Annotated in this window: 21 protein-coding genes and 1 other RNA gene; 7 read left to right on the forward strand and 15 right to left on the reverse strand. The window is 59.2% G+C overall.

The features are described 5' to 3' along the window. Positions 1-261: 261 nt before the first annotated feature. From rnpB to WA367_RS11140, 9 genes are all read right to left on the reverse strand, one after another. An RNA gene (rnpB, locus tag WA367_RS11100) (RNase P RNA component class A) lies at positions 262-664 on the reverse strand. A gap of 49 nt (positions 665-713) precedes the next feature. Continuing rightward, positions 714-1,391, reverse strand: a complete 678-nt coding sequence (locus tag WA367_RS11105) for a lytic transglycosylase domain-containing protein (protein ID WP_336056800.1) — start codon at positions 1,389-1,391, stop codon at positions 714-716. 182 nt (positions 1,392-1,573) lie between these two features. Further along, a complete protein-coding gene (locus tag WA367_RS11110) occupies positions 1,574-2,335 on the reverse strand; it encodes an N-acetylmuramoyl-L-alanine amidase (RefSeq protein WP_336056801.1) in 762 nt (253 codons plus the stop codon). Then, positions 2,332-3,042, reverse strand: a complete 711-nt coding sequence (locus tag WA367_RS11115; RefSeq protein ID WP_336056802.1) for a DnaJ family molecular chaperone — start codon at positions 3,040-3,042, stop codon at positions 2,332-2,334. The genes WA367_RS11110 and WA367_RS11115 overlap by 4 nt, the downstream gene beginning before the upstream one ends. Before the next feature lie 123 nt (positions 3,043-3,165). Next, positions 3,166-3,387 (reverse strand): hypothetical protein, encoded by a 222-nt coding sequence (locus WA367_RS11120; RefSeq protein ID WP_336056803.1) that lies wholly within the window; start codon positions 3,385-3,387, stop codon positions 3,166-3,168. 131 nt (positions 3,388-3,518) lie between these two features. Further along, complete coding sequence (locus WA367_RS11125) at positions 3,519-4,052, reverse strand: winged helix DNA-binding protein (RefSeq protein ID WP_336056804.1); 534 nt, start codon at positions 4,050-4,052, stop codon at positions 3,519-3,521. A 22-nt stretch (positions 4,053-4,074) separates the two neighbouring features. Continuing rightward, positions 4,075-5,382: a TRAP transporter large permease gene (locus tag WA367_RS11130; protein ID WP_336056805.1), complete on the reverse strand. Its 1,308-nt coding sequence runs from the start codon at positions 5,380-5,382 to the stop codon at positions 4,075-4,077. Beyond that, positions 5,379-5,933, reverse strand: coding sequence for a TRAP transporter small permease (locus WA367_RS11135; RefSeq protein ID WP_336056806.1), 555 nt, complete (start codon positions 5,931-5,933; stop codon positions 5,379-5,381). The genes WA367_RS11130 and WA367_RS11135 overlap by 4 nt, the downstream gene beginning before the upstream one ends. 110 nt (positions 5,934-6,043) lie before the next feature. Continuing rightward, positions 6,044-7,015: a TRAP transporter substrate-binding protein gene (locus WA367_RS11140; RefSeq protein WP_336056807.1), complete on the reverse strand. Its 972-nt coding sequence runs from the start codon at positions 7,013-7,015 to the stop codon at positions 6,044-6,046. A gap of 153 nt (positions 7,016-7,168) precedes the next feature. On the opposite strand from WA367_RS11140, the gene WA367_RS11145 reads away from it, so the two are divergent. Then, positions 7,169-10,795 carry a hydantoinase B/oxoprolinase family protein gene (locus tag WA367_RS11145; protein WP_336056808.1) on the forward strand — a complete coding sequence of 1,209 codons (3,627 nt, stop codon included), beginning with the start codon at positions 7,169-7,171 and terminating at the stop codon, positions 10,793-10,795. A gap of 101 nt (positions 10,796-10,896) precedes the next feature. Here the strand turns inward: WA367_RS11145 and WA367_RS11150 are convergent, their stop codons facing one another. Next, entirely contained in the window at positions 10,897-11,244 is a 348-nt protein-coding gene (locus WA367_RS11150; RefSeq protein ID WP_336056809.1) for a type II toxin-antitoxin system RelE/ParE family toxin, read from the reverse strand. Beyond that, positions 11,241-11,507, reverse strand: coding sequence for a type II toxin-antitoxin system ParD family antitoxin (locus tag WA367_RS11155; protein ID WP_336056810.1), 267 nt, complete (start codon positions 11,505-11,507; stop codon positions 11,241-11,243). The genes WA367_RS11150 and WA367_RS11155 overlap by 4 nt, the downstream gene beginning before the upstream one ends. A gap of 169 nt (positions 11,508-11,676) precedes the next feature. Between WA367_RS11155 and WA367_RS11160 the strand changes: the two genes are divergently transcribed. Beyond that, the gene (locus WA367_RS11160; protein ID WP_336056811.1) at positions 11,677-12,921 is read left to right on the forward strand and encodes a DUF3419 family protein; all 1,245 of its coding nucleotides are present in this window, start codon (positions 11,677-11,679) and stop codon (positions 12,919-12,921) included. Continuing rightward, positions 12,918-13,586: a class I SAM-dependent methyltransferase gene (locus WA367_RS11165; protein ID WP_336056812.1), complete on the forward strand. Its 669-nt coding sequence runs from the start codon at positions 12,918-12,920 to the stop codon at positions 13,584-13,586. Before WA367_RS11160 ends, WA367_RS11165 begins: the two co-directional genes overlap by 4 nt. Here WA367_RS11165 and WA367_RS11170 read toward each other — a convergent pair. Continuing rightward, entirely contained in the window at positions 13,567-14,964 is a 1,398-nt protein-coding gene (locus WA367_RS11170; RefSeq protein WP_336056813.1) for a serine hydrolase domain-containing protein, read from the reverse strand. The two genes, WA367_RS11165 and WA367_RS11170, sit on opposite strands and share 20 nt — an antisense overlap. Before the next feature lie 121 nt (positions 14,965-15,085). On the opposite strand from WA367_RS11170, the gene WA367_RS11175 reads away from it, so the two are divergent. Both WA367_RS11175 and WA367_RS11180 read left to right on the forward strand, forming a co-directional pair. After that, positions 15,086-15,883 carry a glycoside hydrolase family 25 protein gene (locus WA367_RS11175; RefSeq protein ID WP_336056814.1) on the forward strand — a complete coding sequence of 266 codons (798 nt, stop codon included), beginning with the start codon at positions 15,086-15,088 and terminating at the stop codon, positions 15,881-15,883. Positions 15,884-15,907: 24 nt separating this feature from the next. Continuing rightward, positions 15,908-17,086 carry a lytic murein transglycosylase gene (locus tag WA367_RS11180; protein WP_336056815.1) on the forward strand — a complete coding sequence of 393 codons (1,179 nt, stop codon included), beginning with the start codon at positions 15,908-15,910 and terminating at the stop codon, positions 17,084-17,086. Positions 17,087-17,131: 45 nt separating this feature from the next. Here the strand turns inward: WA367_RS11180 and WA367_RS11185 are convergent, their stop codons facing one another. Beyond that, positions 17,132-18,352, reverse strand: a complete 1,221-nt coding sequence (locus tag WA367_RS11185) for an alanine racemase (protein WP_336056816.1) — start codon at positions 18,350-18,352, stop codon at positions 17,132-17,134. Between the two features lie 164 nt (positions 18,353-18,516). On the opposite strand from WA367_RS11185, the gene WA367_RS11190 reads away from it, so the two are divergent. After that, positions 18,517-19,437, forward strand: coding sequence for a DMT family transporter (locus tag WA367_RS11190; protein WP_336056817.1), 921 nt, complete (start codon positions 18,517-18,519; stop codon positions 19,435-19,437). 365 nt (positions 19,438-19,802) lie between these two features. On the opposite strand, the gene metF is transcribed toward WA367_RS11190, so the two are convergent. Continuing rightward, positions 19,803-20,708, reverse strand: coding sequence for a methylenetetrahydrofolate reductase [NAD(P)H] (metF, locus tag WA367_RS11195; protein WP_336056818.1), 906 nt, complete (start codon positions 20,706-20,708; stop codon positions 19,803-19,805). After that, positions 20,708-21,727 (reverse strand): ArsR/SmtB family transcription factor, encoded by a 1,020-nt coding sequence (locus WA367_RS11200; protein ID WP_336056819.1) that lies wholly within the window; start codon positions 21,725-21,727, stop codon positions 20,708-20,710. The genes metF and WA367_RS11200 overlap by 1 nt, the downstream gene beginning before the upstream one ends. A 107-nt stretch (positions 21,728-21,834) precedes the next feature. On the opposite strand from WA367_RS11200, the gene WA367_RS11205 reads away from it, so the two are divergent. Further along, positions 21,835-22,149: a DUF2293 domain-containing protein gene (locus WA367_RS11205; RefSeq protein WP_336056820.1), complete on the forward strand. Its 315-nt coding sequence runs from the start codon at positions 21,835-21,837 to the stop codon at positions 22,147-22,149. Position 22,150: the final 1 nt, after the last annotated feature.

Below are 22,150 nucleotides of genomic sequence, written 5' to 3' on the forward strand. Positions count from 1 at the left end.
GCCTGATATGGCAGCGGCGACGCACCCGAACGCTGTACTGAAACGATTGATCTATTGGTTCTACGGGATAGCATGGGCGCTCATGGGCGTCAACGGGATTAGCTTTCACTTATGCCCGTCAAAGCGCCGCAGAGACGCAGTGGCGGATGCGTGAAAATATCTCGTTAAGCCTAATGAACCGTTATGATCGAGAAGTCCGCAGAGGTCCGAATGAAGAAAAAGGCCGGCCTTTCGGGCCAGCCTTCGAGAATGAAAATGAAAGTTGCCAGTCGGCCTGTAAGCCGGGTTCTGTATGGCCACAGCCGGAGCTGCGACGTGACGGCCATTCATCTGCGACCGACATTGCTGCCGGCCTGAAGCAACCAACCCGGACGGGCAGGCTGGAACCGCCCTGAGGGTTTCCCCTCTCCCCGTCCCTATTCGGTTTTGCTCCCGGTGGGGTTTACCATGCCGCGCCTGTTGCCAGGCAACGCGGTGGTCTCTTACACCACCCTTTCACCCTTGCTCCGCCAGCCCGAAAGCCGGCGGGGCGGTTTGCTTTCTGTTGCACTGTCCCTGGGGTCACCCCCGCCGGGCGTTACCCGGCACCGTTGTTCCATGGAGCCCGGACTTTCCTCACATGCAGCCTTTCGGCATTTGCACATGCGGCCGTCCGGCCGACTGGCAGTGCGTATAAAGGGAGTTTGCGCGTCAAACGCAAACCCTTTTGGAAATTATCCCTTGGCGAGAATGCGCTGAACTTTCTTGCAATAGGCCGAGGAGATCGGGTTCATGCGCTTGGCGCCATGACCCGCATTGTATTTCAGGATCGTGCCACAGGTGGTACCACCGCCGAGCTTGTGCGCCTTGGCAAGATACTTCAGACCATACTTGATGTTGGTCTCGGGGTTGTAGAGCGCCTTGACCGAGCCCTTGAAGCCCATCATGCGCGCGGTTGCCGGCTTGATCTGCATCAGCCCGACTTCGCCTGCCGCCCCGCGTGCGGATGCACGATAGCTGCTTTCGACGGAAATGACCGCATGAGCCAGCGAAACCGGTACTCCGTACTGCGCGGCATATTTGGCGACGATCGAATGATAGGGCCGCGAACCGGATGCCTGCTTCGCCTTGACCTTGGCAGTCTTGGCTGCGGTCTTGCTCGGCGCACGAACGGATGCGGTGGTCGTCTTGTCAATGTTGAGTTTCTGGGACTTCGCCTTGGCGGAAGCTGAAGCCGCCGTCTTCGGCTGCTTCCCCGCACGCAGCACATCCTTCATCAGGTCGCCGAATGTCTTCTGGTTCTGCGAAGTCTCCTGCTGCGCGGCTGCTGCAGCAGGAGCATCCTTGGCATTTGCGGCAAAGCTGATCGTGCTGGCAGCGAGCGCTGCCGCGAGAATTACGTGAATTTTCATCGTTACCTGTCTTGTTCAGCGAAGGGGCAAAAACCCACCCGTTGTATTGTTATCTCGGAGGCCAAGCACAGACAGTTGTGTGCGCCCCCGGCTCGACAGGGGTTTTACTGGAGTTATTGAACCAAAAATGGCGCGTTGCATAAAAAAGAAAAAAACGATGAAATATTCCGTGAGGTAAGTGATCAGCTGCTGCGGCTGCCTTTCCACTTGGACATGAGCTTTTCCAATGTCTTAATAGTGGAAATATCAGCAACACCATCGACCTTTTCCGGCCGGAAATGTCTTTGAAATGCTTTCACGACGACGGCAGTCTGCTTGTCATAGACACCGGTCTTGTTCACACCATAGCCATATTCTGCCAGATCAGCTTGCAGCTTCGCGACATCCGGATCCTTGGCTCCTGACGCAATGCAAGCCCCTTCAATAACCGGTTCCGGCTCGACCCATAACCCGACGCCGTTTTCCGCCAGCCGCTTCCACGGAAACCATTCGCCGGGATCGATCTTGCGTCCAGGTGCCGTATCGGAGTGCCCAAGCACCCGCTCAGCGGGTATGTTGTGGCGCTTGATGATGTCTCGCGATAGCTTGATCACGGACGCAATCTGCGCCTCGGGATATTCAGGCGCACCGTTATAATGACCACCATTGGCGATCTCGATCCCGATCGATACGCCGTTCACATCTGGGGCATCCGACCAAGACCCCTTACCCGCGTGCCAGGCACGCTTGTCCTCCGGCACCATCTGCACGATCTTGCCGTCCTCGTAGACGAGATAGTGGGCGGACACTTTGAACTCTTCCGCAACCAGTCGCTCAAGCGCCGCATCGCCCGTGTCCATGCCGGTATAATGTTGAAGAAGTATGTTTGGGCTGCGCTTGCGGTTGTTGAAATTGGGTGATGGCCTTACTTCGTCAACTTCACTGAAATCCGGTTTGAAACTCATAATAAACGCCTGTCTTTCTCAATCTGCTCATATGCCGCGTTGAGCGCCGCAAGGCGCGTATTCGCGATCGAAACAAACTCTTCCGGCACCCCACGTGCAATCATACGATCCGGGTGATTTTCTACAACTAAAAGTCTATAAGATTTCTTTATATCCTCAAGGGTTGCATTTTCGCTAACGCCCAGGACGGTATAAGGATTGGCTTGTGCGCCGAGGACGTGGCGCGCCTCAATGCGTGCGTAATGCGCCTCGTCAACTTCGAAAATTTCCGCTACCCGCTGCAGAAAGGCCTGCTCGCCCTCGTGAAGGACACCGTCCGCCTTGGCGATATGGAAAAGTGCGTCCAGAATGTCTTCAAGTATCTGGCAGTTGCGCGTGCCTGAACCACAGAGCCCTGCCATCTGCTGCGCATAGGCTTCGAACCCGGCGACATCCTGCCGCGCAAGATCATAAAGCCGAGCCACATTGCGCTGCTCTTCGGGAGGTACAGAAAAGATCTCCTGAAAGGCCCGAACCTCATCCTGGGTGACGATGCCATCGGCCTTCGCCATCTTCGCGGACAAGGCAATGATGGCAACGGAAAATGCCACGCGGCGCCGCAGTTCCGGATCACCGGAAAAGGCGGTCTTGATGGCTTCGATCAGGGAGGAAAGCACGCTTCCGGAGTTGCGTGCGGCAAAACGGTAAATGCGTTCGAATATCGTCATCTCAACCTCAATAAAGCGATTTGATGACGAATGCGAGAAGGAGGCAACCCTCTCCTGCCAGCTTTGGCCACTGGCACAAAAAAGCGGGAGGAAGAGACTCCCCCCGCGCTTGTCATGCAATCATTACTGCGTGGTGTCGACTTCGGCCTCGCCTTCCAGCTCAGCCTCTGCTTCAGGCTCGATGCTCTGGGTGGTGGTGTCGTCAGTCGCGCCCGGATCAACCGGAACCACCTGCTCTTCAGCAGTCGGATCGACGCTCTGCGTCGTGGTATCGTCGGTGTCACTGCAGGCTGCCAGACCAAGAAGGGCAAGGGAAGCGACTGCACCAGCAAGAACTTTCTTCATAACAAGTCTCCTCTTTTAGAACACGGTACCCGCCGCCAGCGGGTTGCGTCAGAGGAATGCCGGTCTGCAAAAGAAGTTGCGTCACAAAGAATGACGCAGAGTCATAAACCGAGGCTTGTGCCTGTTCATGCCTACAGGCTGGTGGCGCTGCGCGCTGCCTGATCATATTGCCCGGAAATGGTACGCATCATGTCTGCAACGCCAGAAAGTGCATTCTCGTCGAGGTTGAGCCGCTTCATGGACGCGACAAGCAGCTTTTCACGCACACGGTGATAGCGCGCGCAGGCATCCAGGCCGGCTTCCGTCGCCTGCACCGTCTTCTCCTTGCCTCTCCTCGAGGATTTCACGAGGCCAAGCGCATCGAGCTTCTTGATCGCGTAGGTTACCACATGCGTGTCCTCGATATTGAACATCATGCAAAGCTCGGAAAGCGTCTTTTCCCGTCCGCGATGGGCAACCGCGTGGAGCAGGTGGACGGCAATCGGCTGGAGCCCCGGCACACCGGCAGCCGCCATGCACCGCACCATCCAGCGCTCGAACGAGTGATGCATGAGAGTCATGGCGAATTCGATCTCCGACAAGGCCGGCATTGCACCGGAAGCCAGATGGGCCGCCGAAACCACCGGCCCGATCTCATCTCCACCCCGTTTTGCATCACCAGTCATGCGTCACCTCAATTGCAACTCCTCATCGCGAAAGCATCGTCTGAGGCAGCCATAGTGCGATTTGCGGGAACGCCACGACAAGCACCACCGCAATGATCATCAAAAGGAAGAAAGGCAGCGTCATGCGCGCAATCTTCAGGATGTTGTAGCCCGTCAGCCCCTGCAACACGAAGAGGTTGAAACCTACAGGAGGCGTGATCTGGCTCATTTCCACCACCAGGACGAGATAGATGCCGAACCAGATGATGTCGAGCCCTGCCGCCTCGATCATCGGCAGAATGACCGACGTTGTCAGTACCACGATGGAAATGCCATCCAGGAAGCAGCCCAATACGACAAAGAAGAGTGTCAGCGCCGCCAGCAACGCATAGGGCGAAAGCTCCAGACTGCCGATGAAGGCCGCCAGCTCGCGAGGGATGCCGGTATAGCCCATGGCTACCGTCAACACCGCGGCACCTGCAAGGATCAGAACGATCATGCAGGACGTGCGGGTTGCCTGCCGCAGCGCGTCCATGAAGCTTGCCCGCGTCAATGTCCCGCTGAAAGCAGAGAGCAACAGGGCAAGAACGACGCCGACAACAGCTGCTTCCGTGGGCGATGCAAAGCCGCCATAGATGGAGCCGATCACGCCTGCGATCAGCGCCAGCACGGGAAACAGTCTGCGCGTCTGCCAAAGACGCGTCAGATACGGCACCCGCTCATCGGGTACGGGCATGCGGTCACGCTGCACCAGCGCCCAGATGGCGCAATAACCCATGAAGAGCACGGCCAGCATGATGCCGGGCATGATGCCGGCGATGAAAAGCCTGGCAATGGACTGCTCGGTCGCAGCTCCATAGACGATCAGGATGATTGACGGAGGAATGAGCAGGCCCAGCGTTCCCGATCCCGCCAATGTGCCGATCGCCATCCGCTCGTCATAGCCGCGACGCTTCAACTCCGGCAGCGACATGCGTCCGATGGTGGCCGTGGTAGCGGCAGAAGAGCCAGAAACGGCCGCAAAGATCGCACAGCCCAGAACATTCACATGGAACAGCCTGCCCGGCACACGCCGCATCCATGGCGCAAGTCCGGTGAACATGTCTTCGGCAAGCTTCGTGCGAAAAAGTATTTCGCCCATCCAGATGAACATTGGAAGTGCCGCCAAATCCCAGGAATTTACCGACCCCCAGATCGTGGTCGCCATGACCGCGCCGGGCGGAACGGATACCATCAGGAAGATGGTCGCGAGGCCCACGGCCATCAGTGCCAGCGCGACCCATAGCCCCCCGGCCAGAAGCACGAGTACGAAAACACCCAGAAGCGTGGCTGTTGTTGCAAGCTCGTTCATGCCACATCCCCCGCGCCTTCTTCTTCCTTGGCAATGCTTGTGGGTCGCCCGCCGCGCAGCGTAGCGACGAGGTCGTCAATTGTGGCGATGGCAAAGACCAGTGCGCCAAGCGCCATGACACCCTGCGGCAGGCTCAGGGGAACCGCGATGATTCCGAAGGATTTTTCGCCATAAACAAACGAGTCCCAGGCAAGGCGGGCGGTATAGAATGCCAAGAGCCCCGATAAGAAGGCGGCAAGTGCCAGCGCAGTGGTTTCACTCGCGCGCCGCACTTTCTCCGGCAGATGCATCAGCGCCAGGGTGACACGGATATGTGACCCCGCCCGAAATGACCCCGCAAGCGCAAGGAAAGACGCACCCACCAGGAGAAAGCCTGCGATCTCCGCCAGCGAGGGAATAAGGAAGCCGTAGGGGCTGCTGCCGGTCATCACGAGAAGCGTGTCGAACACGCGCCCGCTCACCTGCGCAAAAACAAGAACTGCTATGGCGCAAAGCGCTGCCATCGCAGCCCACTCGGCCACGCGATAGAGGCCATCAAGGAATTGACGCATCGGATTTTCCGCTGAATGTCCACCGTCATGCGGTGTTTGTATGCTGCAGCATCACCGCCACCGACACCGGCGGCGGCGATGCGTCAGAACCATTTGCGATAATATCGCGATCAGTTCTTGTAGGCGTCGAGGATCTTCTTGCCCTCTTCACCCGCATTTTCAGCCCATTCGTCGGCAAGCGTTTCGCCGATGGCCACAAGACCGGACCGCAGTTCATCGCTGGGCGGAGCAACAGTCACGCCATTGTCCTTGAGGACCTGGGTCTTTTCGGCGGTTTCCTTTTCCGAAGCTTCCCAGCCACGGGTTTCTGCTTCGGCAGCAGCCTTCTTGACGGCTTCCTGCGCCTCCGGCGACAGCGCATCAAAGGCGCGCTTGTTCACGAACACGATGTTGCGCGGCAGCCAGGCCTGAACATCATAGTAGTGGCTGAGGAAATCCCAGACCTGCGTGTTTGCGCCCGTAGATGGGGACGTCATCATCGCTTCCACACGACCGGTCGCAAATGCAGTTGGAAGGTCCGGTACTTCAACCTGTGTGGGCAGGCCGCCAGCAAGCTGTGCAAGGCGTTCGGTGGACGCGTTGTAGGCACGCATCTTCATGCCCTTCAGGTCGTCAACGGAGGTGACTTCCTTGTTTACGTAAAGGCCCTGCGGCGGCCACGGCACGGAATAAAGCAGGACAAGCCCCTGCTCTTCCAGCTTGGAAGCCAGTGCATCCTTGGAGACGTCATAAAGCTTCTTTGCATCTTCATAGCTGGTTGCAAGGAAGGGTACGGAGTCGATCTCGTAGATCGGGCTTTCATTGGAAAGACGTGAAGCCAAAACCTCGCCGGCCTGTGCCAAACCCTGGCGCACGGCATTCTTGATATCGGGATGTTTGAAGAGCGAGCCGTTGGCGTGGACGGTGATCTCGAGTTCACCACCTGTTGCTTCCTTCACATCTTCGGCGAATTCCATCACATTCATCGTGTGGAAATTGGTGTCACCATAGGGCACCGGCATGTCCCACTTGGTCTGCGCATGCGCAGAAGTCGACATGCCAATAGCTGCAGCAAGAATGGCAGATGCTGTGATATGCTTCATTGAATGCTCCCATTTTTGTTTTGCGACGGTCGTTTTCTGTTCTCGTCGCGATAGGTTCACTTTTTCACACCTCGATAATATGTCAACAAATTATTGACGTTTTGCAGAAGGCGTGATTTCCAATTGGCAAAGGTAATTCGAGGGAGCACGATCATGAACAGCACCACGTGGGATTTCTGGATCGACCGCGGCGGCACATTTACCGATGTGATCGGCCGCGATCCTGAAGGCACCCTTCATGCACGCAAACTCCTCTCGGAGAACCCGGAAGCCTACAAGGATGCGGGCATTCAGGGAATACGCGACCTGCTCGGGGTGAAGAAAGGCGAACCCATGCCTTCCGAACGCATCGGCGAGGTGAAGATGGGCACGACCGTGGCCACCAACGCGCTTCTGGAGCGCAAGGGCGACCGGGTAGCGCTTTTGATCACAAAGGGTTTTCGCGACGCACTGAAGATCGCCTATCAGGCGCGACCTGACATTTTCGCCAAGGAAATCATCCTCCCCGAACAGCTCTACGAGCGTGTCATCGAGGTTCCCGAGCGTGTACGCGTGGACGGCACGGTCGAGACGGAACTCGACCTTGATGCTGTGCGCGGTGACATAGAGGCGGCGAAGGCCGATGGCATCGACGCCGTTGCGGTGGTTTTCATGCATGCGTGGAAGCACCCCGAGCATGAGAAGAAGGCCGCTGAACTCTGCCGCGAACTGGGCTTCGGGCAGATTTCCGCCAGCCACGAAACCTCTCCTCTCATCAAGCTGGTGGGCCGCGGCGACACGGCTGTTGTTGATGCCTACCTGTCTCCCATCCTCTCACGCTACGTGCAGCGCGTGGCAGGAGAGCTGGGCATCTCGCCGGATGCCAAAGAGGGCACCAAACTGAAATTCATGATGTCGTCGGGCGGTCTGACGGCAGCCGACAAGTTCCAGGGCAAGGACGCGATCCTTTCCGGTCCGGCCGGCGGTGTTGTCGGCATGGTGGAAACCGCCCGCCTTGCGGGCTTCGACAAGGTGATCGGCTTTGACATGGGCGGCACCTCCACGGATGTGGCCCACTACGAAAGCGAATATGAGCGCGCCTTCGACACCGAAGTTGCTGGTGTTCGCATCCGCGCGCCCATGATGCGCATCCACACAGTCGCCGCAGGTGGCGGCTCCATCCTCCATTACGAGGACGGTCGTCTGAAGGTCGGACCGGATTCTGCCGGTGCCAATCCTGGCCCCGCCTGCTATCGCCGTGGCGGCCCGCTTGCCGTGACCGACGCCAACGTAATGCTGGGCAAGCTCCAGCCGGATTTCTTCCCCTCCATCTTTGGCCCCAACCAGGACCAGCCGCTCGATGTCGAAACGGTGCGCCAGCGCTTCGAGGAGCTCGCAGCCAAGGTTGGCCGCAGCGCTGAAGACGTCGCTGAAGGCTTCATCACCATTGCGGTGGAGAACATGGCCAACGCGGTCAAGAAGATATCCGTACAGCGCGGCTATGACGTAACCCGCTATCTTCTCAACTGCTTCGGCGGTGCGGGCGGCCAGCATGCTTGCCTCGTGGCGGATGCCCTTGGCATGGAATCTGTGCTGATCCACCCGCTCTCAGGTCTGCTTTCCGCCTATGGCATCGGCCTGGCCACCGTCTCCGCATCGCGTCAGAAGGCCCTCATCAAGCCGCTGGCCGATGAGACAGTCGGCGCCATTGAAGCGCAGGTCGAGCGACTGCGCGCCGAAGTCATGCAGGAGCTCTCCGATCAGGGAATTGCCGAAGACGCCACCGAATGGCGTGTACGCCTGGAAGTCCGCTATGACGGCACGGACACCACGCTTTCGGTACCCTTTGACGACAAATCGGTTGCAAACACGAAAAAGGCATTCGAACAGGCGCACAAAGCCCAGTTCGGCTTTATCTACGATGACAAGCCGATGGTGGTGGAAGCCGTCAATGTTGAAGGCGTGGACGCGCGGGACGCTGGTCCTGAAGAGCCGAAGCTCGCCCTCAATGACAATGAGGCTGACGCTTCCGAAACACGCAAGATGTTCTGCGAGGGCAAGTGGCATGATGCGAGCGTCTATCGCCGCGATGACCTGAAGCCGGGCGACCGGATGAAAGGCCCTGCCCTCGTGATCGAGAAGAACCAGACCATCGTCGTGGAGCCGGGCTGGCAGGCCGAGATAACCGAACGTGACCATGTCCTCCTGCGTCGCGTGGAGAAGAAGCCGCGCCAGGCTGCACTTGGCACCGAAGCCGACCCCGTCATGCTGGAGGTCTTCAACAACCTCTTCATGTCCATCGCCGAGCAAATGGGCGTGACACTGCAAAACACCGCCTATTCGGTGAACATCAAGGAGCGCCTCGACTTCTCCTGTGCCGTCTTCGACAAGGATGGTGCCCTGGTCGCCAATGCGCCACACATGCCGGTGCATCTGGGCTCCATGGACCGCTCGGTGGAAACCATCATCCGCCTGAACGAGGGCGACATTCACCCCGGCGACGTCTTCGCGCTGAACGCTCCTTATAATGGCGGCACGCATCTGCCCGACATCACGGTCGTGACACCGGTCTTCGATGACGAAGGCAAGGAGATCCTCTTCTACACCGCCTCACGCGGCCATCATGCCGATGTCGGCGGCACGGCACCCGGCTCCATGACGCCGCTGGCGACCAATGTCGATGAGGAAGGTGTTCTGTTTGACAATTTCCGGCTCGTCGAGCGCGGCCGCTTCCGCGAGAAGGAGCTTCACGAGCTTCTGACCAACCACCGCTACCCGGCCAGAAACCCGCATCAGAACATCGCCGACCTCAAGGCCCAGATTGCGGCCAACGAGAAAGGCGTCGCCGAGCTGCGCAAGATGGTGACGAATTTCGGGTTGGATGTGGTGCAGGCCTATATGGGCCATGTGCAGGACAACGCAGCCGAAAGTGTTCGCCGTGTTCTCCAGCGCCTGCCAGAGCAGTCGGAATATGAATATCCGACCGACAGCGGCCAGGTCATCAAGGTCAAGATCACCGTCGACAAGCAGAAGGGTGAGGCAACCGTCGACTTCACGGGCACTTCGCCCGTCATGAAGAACAACTTCAACGCGCCGGAACCCGTCACCCGTGCGGCGGTGCTCTATGCCTTCCGCGTGATGGTCGAAGGGTCGATCCCGATGAATGCGGGTTGCCTGCGGCCCATCAACATCATCATCCCCGAGGATTGCATGCTGCGTCCCTCCTATCCGGCAGCCGTTGTTGCCGGTAACGTGGAAACCTCGCAGCACGTCACCAACGCGCTGTTCGGCGCCATGAAGGCGCTGTCCAACAGCCAGGGCACGATGAACAATCTCACCTTCGGCAACGAGACCTACCAGTATTACGAAACGCTGTGCTCAGGCTCGCCTGCAGGTGTGATGAATGATGGCCACGGCTTCAACGGCACGTCAGGCGTTCATGTTCACATGACGAACTCCCGCCTGACCGACCCTGAAATCCTGGAACTGCGTTTCCCGGTCCTGCTTGAAGACTTTCATATTCGCAAAGGCTCCGGCGGCAAGGGCAAATGGAGTGCGGGCGACGGCACGAAGCGCACCATTCGCTTCCTGGAAAAGATGGAATGCGCCATCCTCTCCTCCCACCGCACGGTGCCCCCGCGCGGCGTGGAAGGCGGTGGCGACGGCCAGCTCGGCAAAACGGAAGTGCGCCGCAAGGACGGCTCTGTCGAAACGCTGAAAGGCTGCGACCAGACGGTAATCGACGCAGGCGAGGCCGTGATCGTGACAACACCTACGGCAGGCGGCTACGGCAAGGCCTGATGCGCTGAGAGATGAGTTTCGAGAAGGGCGGCCCCACGGGTCGCCCTTTTCTTGTCCAGAGAGTGCGATGAAGCAACAATGTCAGTGTTGTACTTCCGGGACTAGGGCCCTCGAACGAGACGATGACGCGGCTCCATGCGCTCATGGAGCACTCTCACAATTATGATTCCTTCCGAGCCATCCTTGAGCCGGCCTCTGACATAGTAGAGGCAGTGTGAGGCGCCACCACGACGCCTCGCGGCGTGTTCGAGATACAATCGGCGAACATCCGGCACGATCTCGTCGCAAGCGGCAGAGACCGGTCGTTCCGGCTCTTCTACGACCATCGCGATTCCGCGCTTGATCACAGCCGCATAAGCGCGAACCTGTTTCCGGCCGAAGAGCTTGATGGTACTCCGCAGAGTATCCCGTATGTCGCGTTCCGCGAGAACGGTGAGTTCAGCTCTCATTCTTCGGAGGCTTCACGCAGCACATCGTCCAGCACATCCCCTACCGATTTTTCCGACAGCCGTCCTTCCCGCGCGGCCTCGACACCGGCTTCAAGCTCACGTCGCAATATGGCGAGCTTTTCCGCCTGCTGCGCCTTTTCGTGCTGCAACAACCGCAAAGCCTCGCGAACAACTTCGCTGGACGTGCTGTATCCCCCGAGCGAAACCTCGTGTTCAACAAACTCGGCCATCTCGCTCGGAAGACTCACATTCATAGTCGCCATGGCGTCACCTGCTACATCACTGCAAACATCAAAAGCGCGTTGGCAATTTTTGACAATGTGGATTGCTTGGCATTGCCCTCCACAGAACCGTCACACATGGTCACATAGCGTTCAAAGGCCTGTCACGCAGCCACGCTACTGCTTCATGAAAAGCATGGGAGCGTGAGCCATGACGGATCTTTCGGCGGATATCGGCCTGTCGTCGCACAGGCATATCAAGAAGGCGGTCTACCAGAACCGCGCTCTTTCCAAGGCCGGCATCTCCGAACGGCTATTCGCCCTCCTATTCTCCGGCCTCGTCTATCCGCAGATCTGGGAAGATCCGGATGTGGACATGGATGCGATGGAGCTGGCGCAAGACCACCGCGTGGTCACGATCGCATCCGGCGGCTGCAACATGCTGGCCTATCTGACACGCATGCCGGGCCAGGTTGATGTTGTCGACCTCAACGCCGCCCATGTGGCGCTGAACCGCCTCAAGCTTGCAGCATTCCGTACCCTGCCGTCACCCGCCGACATTCAGCGCTTCTTTGGTGAAGATGGCCACAAATCCAACGCCGCAGCCTATGACCGCTTCATTGCGCCCGTTCTGGACAAGCAGTCCCGCCGCTACTGGGAACGGCGCGACCTGCTCGGCCGCCGTCGTGTTGATGCTTTCACCCGCGATTTCTACCACAAGGGGTTGCTCGGTTTCTTCATCGCCAGCGGTCATCGCCTGGCCCGGCTGCACGGTGTCGATCCCGCCGGGATCATGCAGACGAAAAGCCTGCGCGAGCAGCGCCGGTTTTTTGAGGACAATCTGCGTCCGCTTTTCGACAAGCCGCTCATTCGCTGGGCCACCACTCGCAAAGCCTCCCTCTTCGGCCTTGGCATCCCGCCGGCACAATATGACGTGCTCGTCAGCGATGGCGGCAGCATGGCGGAAGTGTTGTGCACGCGCCTGGAAAAGCTTGCCTGCCATTTCCCGCTGCGCGAAAACTATTTCGCCTGGCAGGCTTTCGCGCGCCGTTACCCCAAGGCTGGTGAAGCGACGCGTCCCGCCTATCTCGAACCGGAAAACTTCGCGACCATACGCGCAAATGCCGATCGCGCCCGCATTCATCACGTCAACTTCGTCGATCTGCTGGCGAAGAAGCCCGACGCCAGCGTTGACCGATTCGTCCTTCTCGACGCGCAGGACTGGATGAGCGACGCGCAGTTGAACGCGCTTTGGGTGCAGATTACCCGCACCGCGGCACCCGGCGCTCGCGTGATTTTCCGTACCGCCGCACAGCCAACGCTCCTGCCCGGGCGCGTCTCACCTACCCTGCTCGACCAGTGGAAATACGACTTCGTGCGCTCCCGGGAGCTCTCCGCACGTGACCGCTCCGCCATCTATGGCGGCTTCCATCTTTACGTGAAGAAAGACGCATGAGCCTGATGCAGGACAGCGCCGCGCATCAGCGTTTGATGGACGGTGTATACCGCCACCAGCGGCACTTCTACGACATCACGCGCAAGTTCTATTTGCTGGGGCGCGATCGCCTCATAAATGAACTTGCACCTGCAAGCGGGTCTTGCGTGCTGGAACTTGGTTGCGGCACAGGCCGAAACCTGTCGCTGGCAGCCGCGCGCTATCCCGGGGCCCGTTTCCATGGCCTGGACATATCCACAGCCATGCTGGCGACCGCGCGCAAGCGTTTGGCACGTGAACATGTCGATGACATCGTCTTGCTTGCCGAGGGAGACGCGACCTGTTTCGACCCGCAAGCGCTATTCGGCCGGACGAAGTTCGAACGCGTGTTTCTCTCCTATGCCATCTCGATGATACCGCCCTGGAGAGCGGCTATCAGCCAGGGGCTGGACGTTCTTGCCCCCGGCGGCAACCTCTATATCGTGGATTTCGGGTCGCAGGAGCACCTGCCCCGCACCTTCCGCTGGCTCCTTCACCGCTGGCTGGCTGCGTTCCACGTCACCCCGCGTGAATCGCTTCGTGAATTCCTTGAATCGGAATGCGAAAGCCGCAACGCAAAGCTTTCATTTGAATCGCTTTTCCGCGGCTACGCCGTACTGGCCCGCATCACTCTTCCGTCTGCCTGACGGCTTTCACGACCGCTTCAACCAGCGCCTGCGGACGATAGCCAAGTTTCGAAGGCGTCAGCCCCATCCGCAATATGACGAGACGCTGCGAAGGAATGATGGTCATTGTCTGACCGTCATGACCAAGCAGCCAAAAGGCATCCTCTGGCAGATCGAACCCTTCATCTGGATCCGCCGTGGGGGGAAGGTTTCCACGCGGACCGTGCAGCCAGACATGTCGGCCATATTCGCCGCCCGAGGCCTTTGTAGGTGTGCGCATGTAATCCACCCAGCCTTCGGGCAGGATTCGCTGACCTTGCCACACCCCGTCATCTGCAAGAAGCAGGCCGAAACGGGCCCAGTCACGCGCATTGGCATAGAGATAGGACGAACCGGCGAACGTACCGGCAAGATCCGTCTCCAGCACTGCACTGTCCATTCCCAGCGGATCGAACAGAGCCTTGCGCGGAAATGCCAGCGCGTCCTGCGCGTCTTCGAAGCTGCTTTGCAGGATCCGCGAAAGCAGCACGCTCGTACCGCTGGAATAGGAAAAGCGCTCTCCCGGCTCCGCCTCAAGCGACTTGGCTGCGGCATAAGCAGCCATGTCACCTTCAAGGTAAAGCATGCGCGTGACGTCGGTCACGTCCCCGTAGTCTTCATTGAACTCCAGCCCGCTCTCCATGCCGAGAAGATGTTCAACCTTGATCGCGGAACGCTCATCGCCCGACCACTCCGGCAACAGACTGCTGTCATTAACGGAAAGCAGCCCCTCGCCTATGGCAGCACCGACAAGCGCAGCCGTCACCGTTTTGGTCATGGACCAGCCGAGAAGCGGCTGTTCGAAATTGACGACACCGGGACCATAGCGCTCGCCGATGATGCGCCCATCCTTCACCACGACCACCGCCCGCATGCCGGGGCCGGTCAGCTTGATGTCGTCAAGCACCCGAGCCAGTTCCTGGTTCTGCGAAACATCAATCCGCAATCCGTCCGGCCATAGCTCAAGCGTGTTGCGCGACGCCGGGCTGTGGGGCGCAACACTTTCGGGAATGGATGCAAGTCCTTTCGGCGCAACGGCACATCCCGTTCCCCCGCGATAGACCGCCAATCCGTCACCGATCACGCCGTAAAGCCCCGTGCGCACCGTCGCATCCTGGGGGTAGACCTGCACCTGCATCAGTTCGAGCAGAGGGTGTCCGGGTGCCTGCACATCCGTGCGCAGTACCTCCTGCGCCTCACGACCACCCAGGAAAACATTGGAGCAGACGATTTTCGCTGCATAATTGGACCCGACACGAATAAGCGCGGGCGGATACAGGTAAAGCCAGAGAGCGCCTCCAAGAGCGGCAACAACAACAAGAAGCGCAATCCACTTCAGCGCACGTAATAGAAATCGCATCAAATATCCTTCGTCGCCAACGCATCCCGACCTCCAACCTACTCGTGACGCAGGCGCAGGCATAGCCTATCCATGTCGCGTGAATTCCTGGTGATGATTCGCTGTACTTGTTGGAGCATCAATGCGCACTCTTTTCCTCTCGACAATGCTCGCCCTTGTCACAGGCTGCTCCAGCATCAGCTACGATCTGGCCGACATCGCGCCACAGGCCGCAACTACTCCCACCAGCCAGGGCCTTCGCTATGGCGACCGGGACCCGCATGACTGGAACGGCCGCACCCCTGCCAGCTATCCGGTCCACGGGACCGACGTGTCGAAATATCAGCCGGAAGTTGACTGGAACCAACTGCGCAATGCCGGCATCTCCTTCGCCTTCATCAAGGCAACCGAAGGCGGGGATCGCATCGATGACATGTTCCGCGACCATTGGTCCGGTGCAGCACGCGCCGGCATTCCCCGCGGCGCCTATCACTTCTACTATTTCTGCCGTCCGGCAATCGAACAGGCCCAGTGGTTCATCCGCCATGTTCCCAAGGACCGTTCAGCCCTGCCGCCGGTGCTCGACATGGAGTGGAACCACACCTCTCCCACCTGCAAGCTGAGACCGCCTGCGGAGACCGTGCGCTCGGAGATGAAGATTTTCCTTGACGCCATCGAGCGCCACTACGGCAAGCGGCCAATCATTTATACTTCGGTCGATTTCTTCGAGGACAATGGCCTCTGGCGCTTCAAGGGTTATCCATTCTGGCTGCGCTCGGTGGCCGGTCATCCTGATGACAAATATGGCGGGCATCCCTTCGTCTTCTGGCAATATACCGGTACCGGCATCCTGCCGGGCATCAGGGGTGACGCCGATATCAACGTGTTCAACGGCAGTGCGAAAGCCTGGCGGGACTGGCTGAAGGCTCACGCGAGCTGAGGCCGAGAAAACAAGGATGGACGAATGAAGATGAAGACGACAATCGCGGCACTCGCACTTGCTGCCGCCATTCCCTCGACCGCATTTGCCCAGGCATGTGGTGGCGACTTCGCCGCATGGCGTGAAGGCGTCGCACAGGAAGCAGCAAGCATGGGCGTTGGCGAGCGCGGATTGGCGGCTCTGCAGCGCGCTTCGATCTCGCAGCGCGTGCTTGACCGCGACCGTTCACAAAGCGTCTTCAACATGACCTTCCGCGATTTCGCCAATCGTCTCATCAGCGACAACCGCCTGCAGAACGGCAAGCGCAATCTTCAGAAATATTCTGATGTTTTCGCACGCGCCGAAAGCGAGTTCGGCGTACCGGGTCCGGTCATCGCAGCCTTCTGGGCGCTGGAGACGGATTTCGGTGCCGTACAGGGTGATTTCAATACGCTGGATGCCCTTGCAACGCTCGCCCATGACTGCCGTCGGCCGGAGCTATTTCGCCCGGAACTGATCGCCCTTCTCCAGCTCATCGATCAGGGTACGGTTTCGGCCGACGTTCAGGGTGCATGGGCTGGCGAAATCGGGCAGATGCAGATGCTGCCAAGCGACTATCTGCACAAGGGCATGGATGGTGACGGCGACGGAAAGGTCGATCTGAAGGCTTCATCTCCCGATGCCATACTCACGGCCGCGCGCGCGATCAGCGAACTCGGCTGGAAAGCTGGCGAGCCCTGGCTGCAGGAGGTAAAGGTTCCAGCCGAAATGCCCTGGGCACAGACCGGCCGCAACACCAAGCTGCCGCGCTCGGAATGGGCCGCAATGGGCGTGACCCAGCGTGACGGAAGTCCGCTTCCTGCAGACGGCATGCAGGCTTCCATCCTGCTGCCCATGGGCCACAAGGGCGTGGCCTTCATGGTCTATGACAATTTCGATATCTATCTCGAGTGGAACAAGTCGCTGGTCTACACCCTCACGGCCGCTCACCTCGCAACCCGCTATGCCGGTGCGCCGAATTTCGACGCAGGCAACCCGGAAGAAGGTCTGGCCCCGGAAGCCATGAAGCTTCTGCAGAGAAAGCTTGCCGATCGCGGCCATGATGTCGGCGAGATCGATGGCATTCTGGGCCTTGGCACACGCACCGCCGTGCGCGAGGAGCAGATCCGCCTTGGTCTGCCCGCCGATGGGTGGCCGACGCCAACGCTCCTGTCCAATCTCTAATCATGAGCTCGGGCGCATCATTGGTTTGATGCGCCCGACTTCGTTTCAGTCAGCCATCGTCTCGAGGCTGGCGAAACTCTCCGGTGCCGTTCCGGCATCGAATGGCGTATCCACCTCGACAAATGTGTCCGGATAAAAACCGTTGAAGCGCGTGCGCAGCGACAGCGAATAGGCACCGATATGGCCGATTTCGATCCAGTCGCCGGTATCCACCGTCTCCGGAAGCCAGAATGGCCGCGACAGGATGTCGACGGAATCGCAGGTTGCTCCACAGACCTTGAAGGGCAAAAGCTTGTCCTGGCTGCCATTGCGGTTGCGAATGGCCGGATCGGGAATGAAACGCGCAGGCAACGTGATCTTGCCGGTCCAGGAGTCCGAAAGTGAGGCCCAGATTCCGTCATTGATGTAGATGCGCCGCCCCTTGCGCAACAATACGCGCACGATGAGCGAAAAGGCGCGCGCCACGATCACGCGGCCTGGTTCGGCAACCAGCGGAAGGTCGTTGAAGCCCCACTCGTCGATATCGCCGCGCAACCGTGCCATCAGTTCCTCGAGCGATGGCATCACCGGCTTCTTGCGGTTCGGGTCGTGGCCGTATTCGGCAGGGAAGCCACCGCCGACATCAAGTCCCGCCAGTTTCACCCCGGCCCTGCTTCTTACCCAGTCTGCCGAGGCCAATGCGCGCTCATAGGTATCCGGGTCTTCGATCTGGCTCCCGACATGGAAGCACAAACCCACCTTGAAGCCATAGCGCGAGAGCCGCTTGATCAGCTCGACGGCATTGGCCGGCCCGGCGCCAAACTTCTTGGACAGCTCGTAAGCCGCATGTCCCTTGGTCTGGATACGCACATAGACCGTGAGTGTGCCCGGGTCGATGTCGAGCGCGCGGACAACGCGCGTAAGCTTGGTGATCTCGTCCTCGTGATCGATAGCGATCACGCGGATGCCATACTCCTCCAGTGCCAGGCGAATGTCCGACTGCGCCTTGATCGGGTGCATGTAGAGCATTTCCGCATCGGGCGCGACGTCGCGCACAGCCGCAAATTCTGCTGGCGAAGCGACGTCGAAAGCGTCGACGCCAGCTTCCGCCAGCGTTTTCAGCACCAGCCTCTCGCCATTGGTCTTAACCGCATAGGCCGTCTTGCCGGGAAACATCTGGACAAATTCCCGCGCATCCCGTTTCAGCACTTCAGGACGAAAGCAGTAGACCGGTTCGTCCGGTCGCATCTCAAGCGCTGCATCCCGGGCGGTGGCAAATCGCTGCATGAACTATCCTCCAGAGTTTGCGCAAGGCTACTGCGCCTTGCCCCCCGAAGGAACAGCAAGAAAGAAGTCGTTCACCGGAAACAGGCTGTTAGGCCAGATCGGGTTTCGGGTGGAAGCCGGGTCTCAAGGCGCCTAAATCTGTGGCTCATCGCGGAGCCGACACAATGCAACCTGCCCCGGCAACACTTTCACGTCAGATTTCCCTGAAGGATTGGTCGCTGATCCTGTTTCTTGGTGTCATCTGGGGTGGCTCCTTCTTCTGCGCGCGAATTGCCGCTCAGGAGGTGCCGCCGCTGGTGCTGGTCATGTTCCGCGTTGTGATTGCGGCCAGTCTGCTTCAGCTCTATTTGTTCATCCGCAATATTAGCTTTCGCCCCGCGCTCGATAGTGCGGGAAGCTTTCTGGCCCTGTCGGTTCTGAACAATGTCATCCCCTTCTCGCTGATCTTTCTCGGCCAGACGGAACTTGGCGCTGGCCTCTCTGCGGTCCTCAACGCCACCACCCCGTTCTGGACCGCCATCCTGGCCAATACGCTGACCAGAGAGGAAAAGTTGAGCGGCCTGCGGCTTGCCGGGATCATGCTTGGCATCACTGGTACAACCATTATGATCGGGCCAGGCCTGTTTGCAGGTCTTGGCGGCCCCATATGGGCCAAACTCTGCCTGATCGGCGCGGCCATCTCCTACGGTCTGGGCTTTATCTTTGCCCGCCGGTTCAAGGAGATCCCCGCCCCTCTCGTCGCGACGGGGCAGCTGACCGGCTCCAGCCTGATCACGCTCCCGCTGGTGCTGATCTTCTTCGATTTGGACGGCATGTTCTCAGCCAGCGCTGGCGCTTGGGCCGCAATCTTCGTGCTCGCCGTCATCGCCACAGCCTTCGCCTACATCATCTACTTTCAGGTGCTTGCTTCGGCGGGCGCAACAAACACCTCCCTTGTCACCCTGATCGTGCCAGCGACAGCCATTCTGCTCGGCGCGATCTTTCTCGGCGAACGATTGGAAAGCTTCGAGATGATCGGGATGGGTGTGATCGTTCTGGGCCTGCTGACGATAGACGGACGACTCGCACGCAGGATCGGCTTTTAAGCCCTGTGCCTCGCTTTTACCTTTTGTGAACGAGAAAAAACTCTGCCAACAAAATCAATGTGGAAGGCTATCCGTCGTAACAGTTTTTTCACATATCTGCCGCAGCGCAGCATAAAATCCGCTTTTCATTTTAGCCAAAGCCCATAGAATCCGTAGCCAGTCTGCAGAGGAGGCTATGCCATGGGACTGATACGGCCACTGAATGCGCTTGCTGTATGTGCGGCATTCGCCGTTGTCGGAGCACTCGTGATGGGTGTTCTTCCCTGACCCGCTGAAAGAAGAAGAAAACAATCAGCACCAGACAAACGAAAAGGCCGGGGCATCGCGACCCCGGCCTTTTCTTGTCAATCTCGTTGCAATGGCGCTCACGCTGCCACAGCTTGTGCCTCTGCGCGGATCCCAAGCAGATGGCAGATGGCGAAAGGCAGATCGGCGCGGTTCATCGTATAGAAGTGAAAGTCCTGCACGCCACGCTGGACAAGATCGAGCACCTGCTCCGCGGCCACGGCTGCTGCCACAAGCTGGTGGGTGACCGGATCCTTGTCGAGGCCTGCGAAGCGGTCTGCCAGCCAGTTGGGAACACTCGCCCCGCACTGGCCTGCAAAGCGCGTCATCTGCGTGAAATTGTGTACGGGGAGGATGCCCGGCACGACCGGAATATTAATACCCGCAGCACGCACCCGCTCCAAATAGGCCTCGAAAAGATCATTGTCGAAAAAGAACTGCGTGATCGCGCGCGTGGCGCCATTGTCCACCTTGCGCTTCAGCATATCGATATCCGCATCCCAATCAGCGCTTTCCGGGTGTTTCTCGGGATAGGCCGATACCGAGATGTCCTCCGCCCCCAGCCGCGCCAGCGCGCCGGCGAGTTCCGCCCCGTTCGCATAGCCATCCGGATGCGGCTCATAGGCAGAGCCAATACCGTCAGCCGGGTCGCCACGCAGCGCCACGAAGCGCTTTACACCCATGGCGAGGAAATCCCGGATCACCGCATCCACCTCATCCCTGCTGGCATCTACGCAGGTCAAATGCGCGGCAGGCGTCAGCGGCGTCTCTTCAAGAATGCGCTCGATTGCCCGTGAGGTACGCTCGCGCGTGGAGCCGCCCGCACCATAGGTGACGGAGACAAAGTGAGGCTTTAGCGGCACAAGCTTCTGCACCGTTTCCCAAAGACGGCGCTCCATCTCCTCCGACTTCGGCGGAAAAAATTCGAACGAAACATTGAGCGGAGCGCGATGCTCCGGATCAAGGGGCTTGGCGTGCTGAGCCATCAGGCAATCTCCGTTCCCGCCGCAGCGGATAGTTCAGTATCGGCAATAAGCAGACGCTGGTCCTGCGCGATCCACAATTTGACCGTCAGACCTGCGTCTCCATTCGTTTCAGGTGCAAAGCTGCGCGTCTCCGTCAGCACAAGGCCCGCTGCCTCAACCCATTCGCGGATCTGGCGGTCGGAGAAGCCCAGGCGCAGATGCGCATGTTCCTCGCGCAAGAATTCAAGGTCATGCGTGGCAAAATCCACGATGACAAGCCGCCCGGCTGGACGCAGCAGTTTGGCCGCCTCGCCGACCGCCTGTGCGGGCTCGTCGAGATAATGCAGAACCTGGTGCAAGGTTACGAGGTCATGCGCATCCCGCTCCACTGGCGGCGCATAGACATCGCCAAGCCGCACCTGCGCGTGAAGAATATCAGCCTTTTCCAGATTGGCGCGCGCAACCGCCAACATTTCACGCGACAGGTCCACGCCAACGCCACGCCGGTAAAGCGGCGCAAAGAGTTCAAGCAGCCGCCCCGTACCCGTGCCAAGATCGGCCATGGACTGGAAAGGCTCGTTTCCAATCAGCTCCAGAAGAGCCTGCTCCACGGCCGCATCCGGCACATGCAGAGAGCGGATTTCATCCCAGCTTGCCGCGTTCTGAGCGAAATACTCCGCCGCCCGCTCCTGCCGCCTGCGCTTGATCGCCTCCAGGCGCTCAAGGTCGCGCTCGATCACGTCATCGGCCTGATCAACCCTACCGACAACGGCCGTTACAAAAGCACGCGCAGCCTCCGTATCCGAGAGGCGAAAGAAGGCCCAGGAGCCTTCCTGGTAACGCACGATCAGATCAGCTTCGAGAAGCAGTTTCAGATGGCGCGAGACCCGCGGTTGTGACTGATTCAGGATCTCGGTGAGGTCGGACACCGTCAAGTCCGTATGCGACAGAAGGACGAGTATCCGCAGACGGCTGGGCTCCGCAGCCGCCTTCAGCGTCTCGACCATCGTATCGAACTGTATCGTGGGGCGCGACAGCATCAGCATCTCCAACAAAGATATAAAGATATGTTTATATCGAATAGAGGCGCTTGGCAAGCCGCTCTTGGGGTGGCAGCGTGCTTTCAAGATGAATTCAAGGAGGCGACATGGCGCCGACAACAGGAAGACAGCGCGCGGTGGCAAAGGCGCTGACCGCCCTGCTCCCTCAAGGCCCCTTTGCGGATATGGAGCAGATCCGCGCAGCCGCGAATGATCGAAAGCTACGCACCCTGCCGCCAACGATCGCCGTCTGGCTCGCTGCTGTCACGCATATCCGGCACAACCACACCGACTATGACGCCCTGTTGGCGGAAGGCTATGACCGCGACGCCGCCCGCTTCTTTGTCATTGACGACATCAACGAAGTGCTCACCCGCTGGCGCGCCACACGCCTTCTGGAAGCGGAAGATGAAGTGGATTGAG

It is taken from the genome of Nitratireductor sp. CH_MIT9313-5 (genome assembly GCF_037029545.1).
Lineage (GTDB): Bacteria > Pseudomonadota > Alphaproteobacteria > Rhizobiales > Rhizobiaceae > Chelativorans.

Excerpts from the sequence above, each read along its gene's own strand:
- WA367_RS11125 (WP_336056804.1), bottom strand. The coding sequence starts at position 4,052 with ATGACTGGTGATGCAAAACGGGGTGGAGATGAGATCGGGCCGGTGGTT.
- WA367_RS11145 (WP_336056808.1), top strand. The coding sequence starts at position 7,169 with ATGAACAGCACCACGTGGGATTTCTGGATCGACCGCGGCGGCACATTT.
- WA367_RS11120 (WP_336056803.1), bottom strand. The coding sequence starts at position 3,387 with ATGAAGAAAGTTCTTGCTGGTGCAGTCGCTTCCCTTGCCCTTCTTGGT.
- WA367_RS11135 (WP_336056806.1), bottom strand. The coding sequence starts at position 5,933 with ATGCGTCAATTCCTTGATGGCCTCTATCGCGTGGCCGAGTGGGCTGCG.
- WA367_RS11185 (WP_336056816.1), bottom strand. The coding sequence starts at position 18,352 with ATGCAGCGATTTGCCACCGCCCGGGATGCAGCGCTTGAGATGCGACCG.
- WA367_RS11130 (WP_336056805.1), bottom strand. The coding sequence starts at position 5,382 with ATGAACGAGCTTGCAACAACAGCCACGCTTCTGGGTGTTTTCGTACTC.
- WA367_RS11180 (WP_336056815.1), top strand. The coding sequence starts at position 15,908 with ATGAAGATGAAGACGACAATCGCGGCACTCGCACTTGCTGCCGCCATT.
- WA367_RS11105 (WP_336056800.1), bottom strand. The coding sequence starts at position 1,391 with ATGAAAATTCACGTAATTCTCGCGGCAGCGCTCGCTGCCAGCACGATC.
- WA367_RS11110 (WP_336056801.1), bottom strand. The coding sequence starts at position 2,335 with ATGAGTTTCAAACCGGATTTCAGTGAAGTTGACGAAGTAAGGCCATCA.
- WA367_RS11205 (WP_336056820.1), top strand. The coding sequence starts at position 21,835 with ATGGCGCCGACAACAGGAAGACAGCGCGCGGTGGCAAAGGCGCTGACC.
- WA367_RS11165 (WP_336056812.1), top strand. The coding sequence starts at position 12,918 with ATGAGCCTGATGCAGGACAGCGCCGCGCATCAGCGTTTGATGGACGGT.
- WA367_RS11160 (WP_336056811.1), top strand. The coding sequence starts at position 11,677 with ATGACGGATCTTTCGGCGGATATCGGCCTGTCGTCGCACAGGCATATC.
- WA367_RS11150 (WP_336056809.1), bottom strand. The coding sequence starts at position 11,244 with ATGAGAGCTGAACTCACCGTTCTCGCGGAACGCGACATACGGGATACT.
- WA367_RS11155 (WP_336056810.1), bottom strand. The coding sequence starts at position 11,507 with ATGGCGACTATGAATGTGAGTCTTCCGAGCGAGATGGCCGAGTTTGTT.
- WA367_RS11175 (WP_336056814.1), top strand. The coding sequence starts at position 15,086 with ATGCGCACTCTTTTCCTCTCGACAATGCTCGCCCTTGTCACAGGCTGC.
- WA367_RS11200 (WP_336056819.1), bottom strand. The coding sequence starts at position 21,727 with ATGCTGTCGCGCCCCACGATACAGTTCGATACGATGGTCGAGACGCTG.
- metF (WP_336056818.1), bottom strand. The coding sequence starts at position 20,708 with ATGGCTCAGCACGCCAAGCCCCTTGATCCGGAGCATCGCGCTCCGCTC.
- WA367_RS11140 (WP_336056807.1), bottom strand. The coding sequence starts at position 7,015 with ATGAAGCATATCACAGCATCTGCCATTCTTGCTGCAGCTATTGGCATG.
- WA367_RS11170 (WP_336056813.1), bottom strand. The coding sequence starts at position 14,964 with ATGCGATTTCTATTACGTGCGCTGAAGTGGATTGCGCTTCTTGTTGTT.
- WA367_RS11115 (WP_336056802.1), bottom strand. The coding sequence starts at position 3,042 with ATGACGATATTCGAACGCATTTACCGTTTTGCCGCACGCAACTCCGGA.
- WA367_RS11190 (WP_336056817.1), top strand. The coding sequence starts at position 18,517 with ATGCAACCTGCCCCGGCAACACTTTCACGTCAGATTTCCCTGAAGGAT.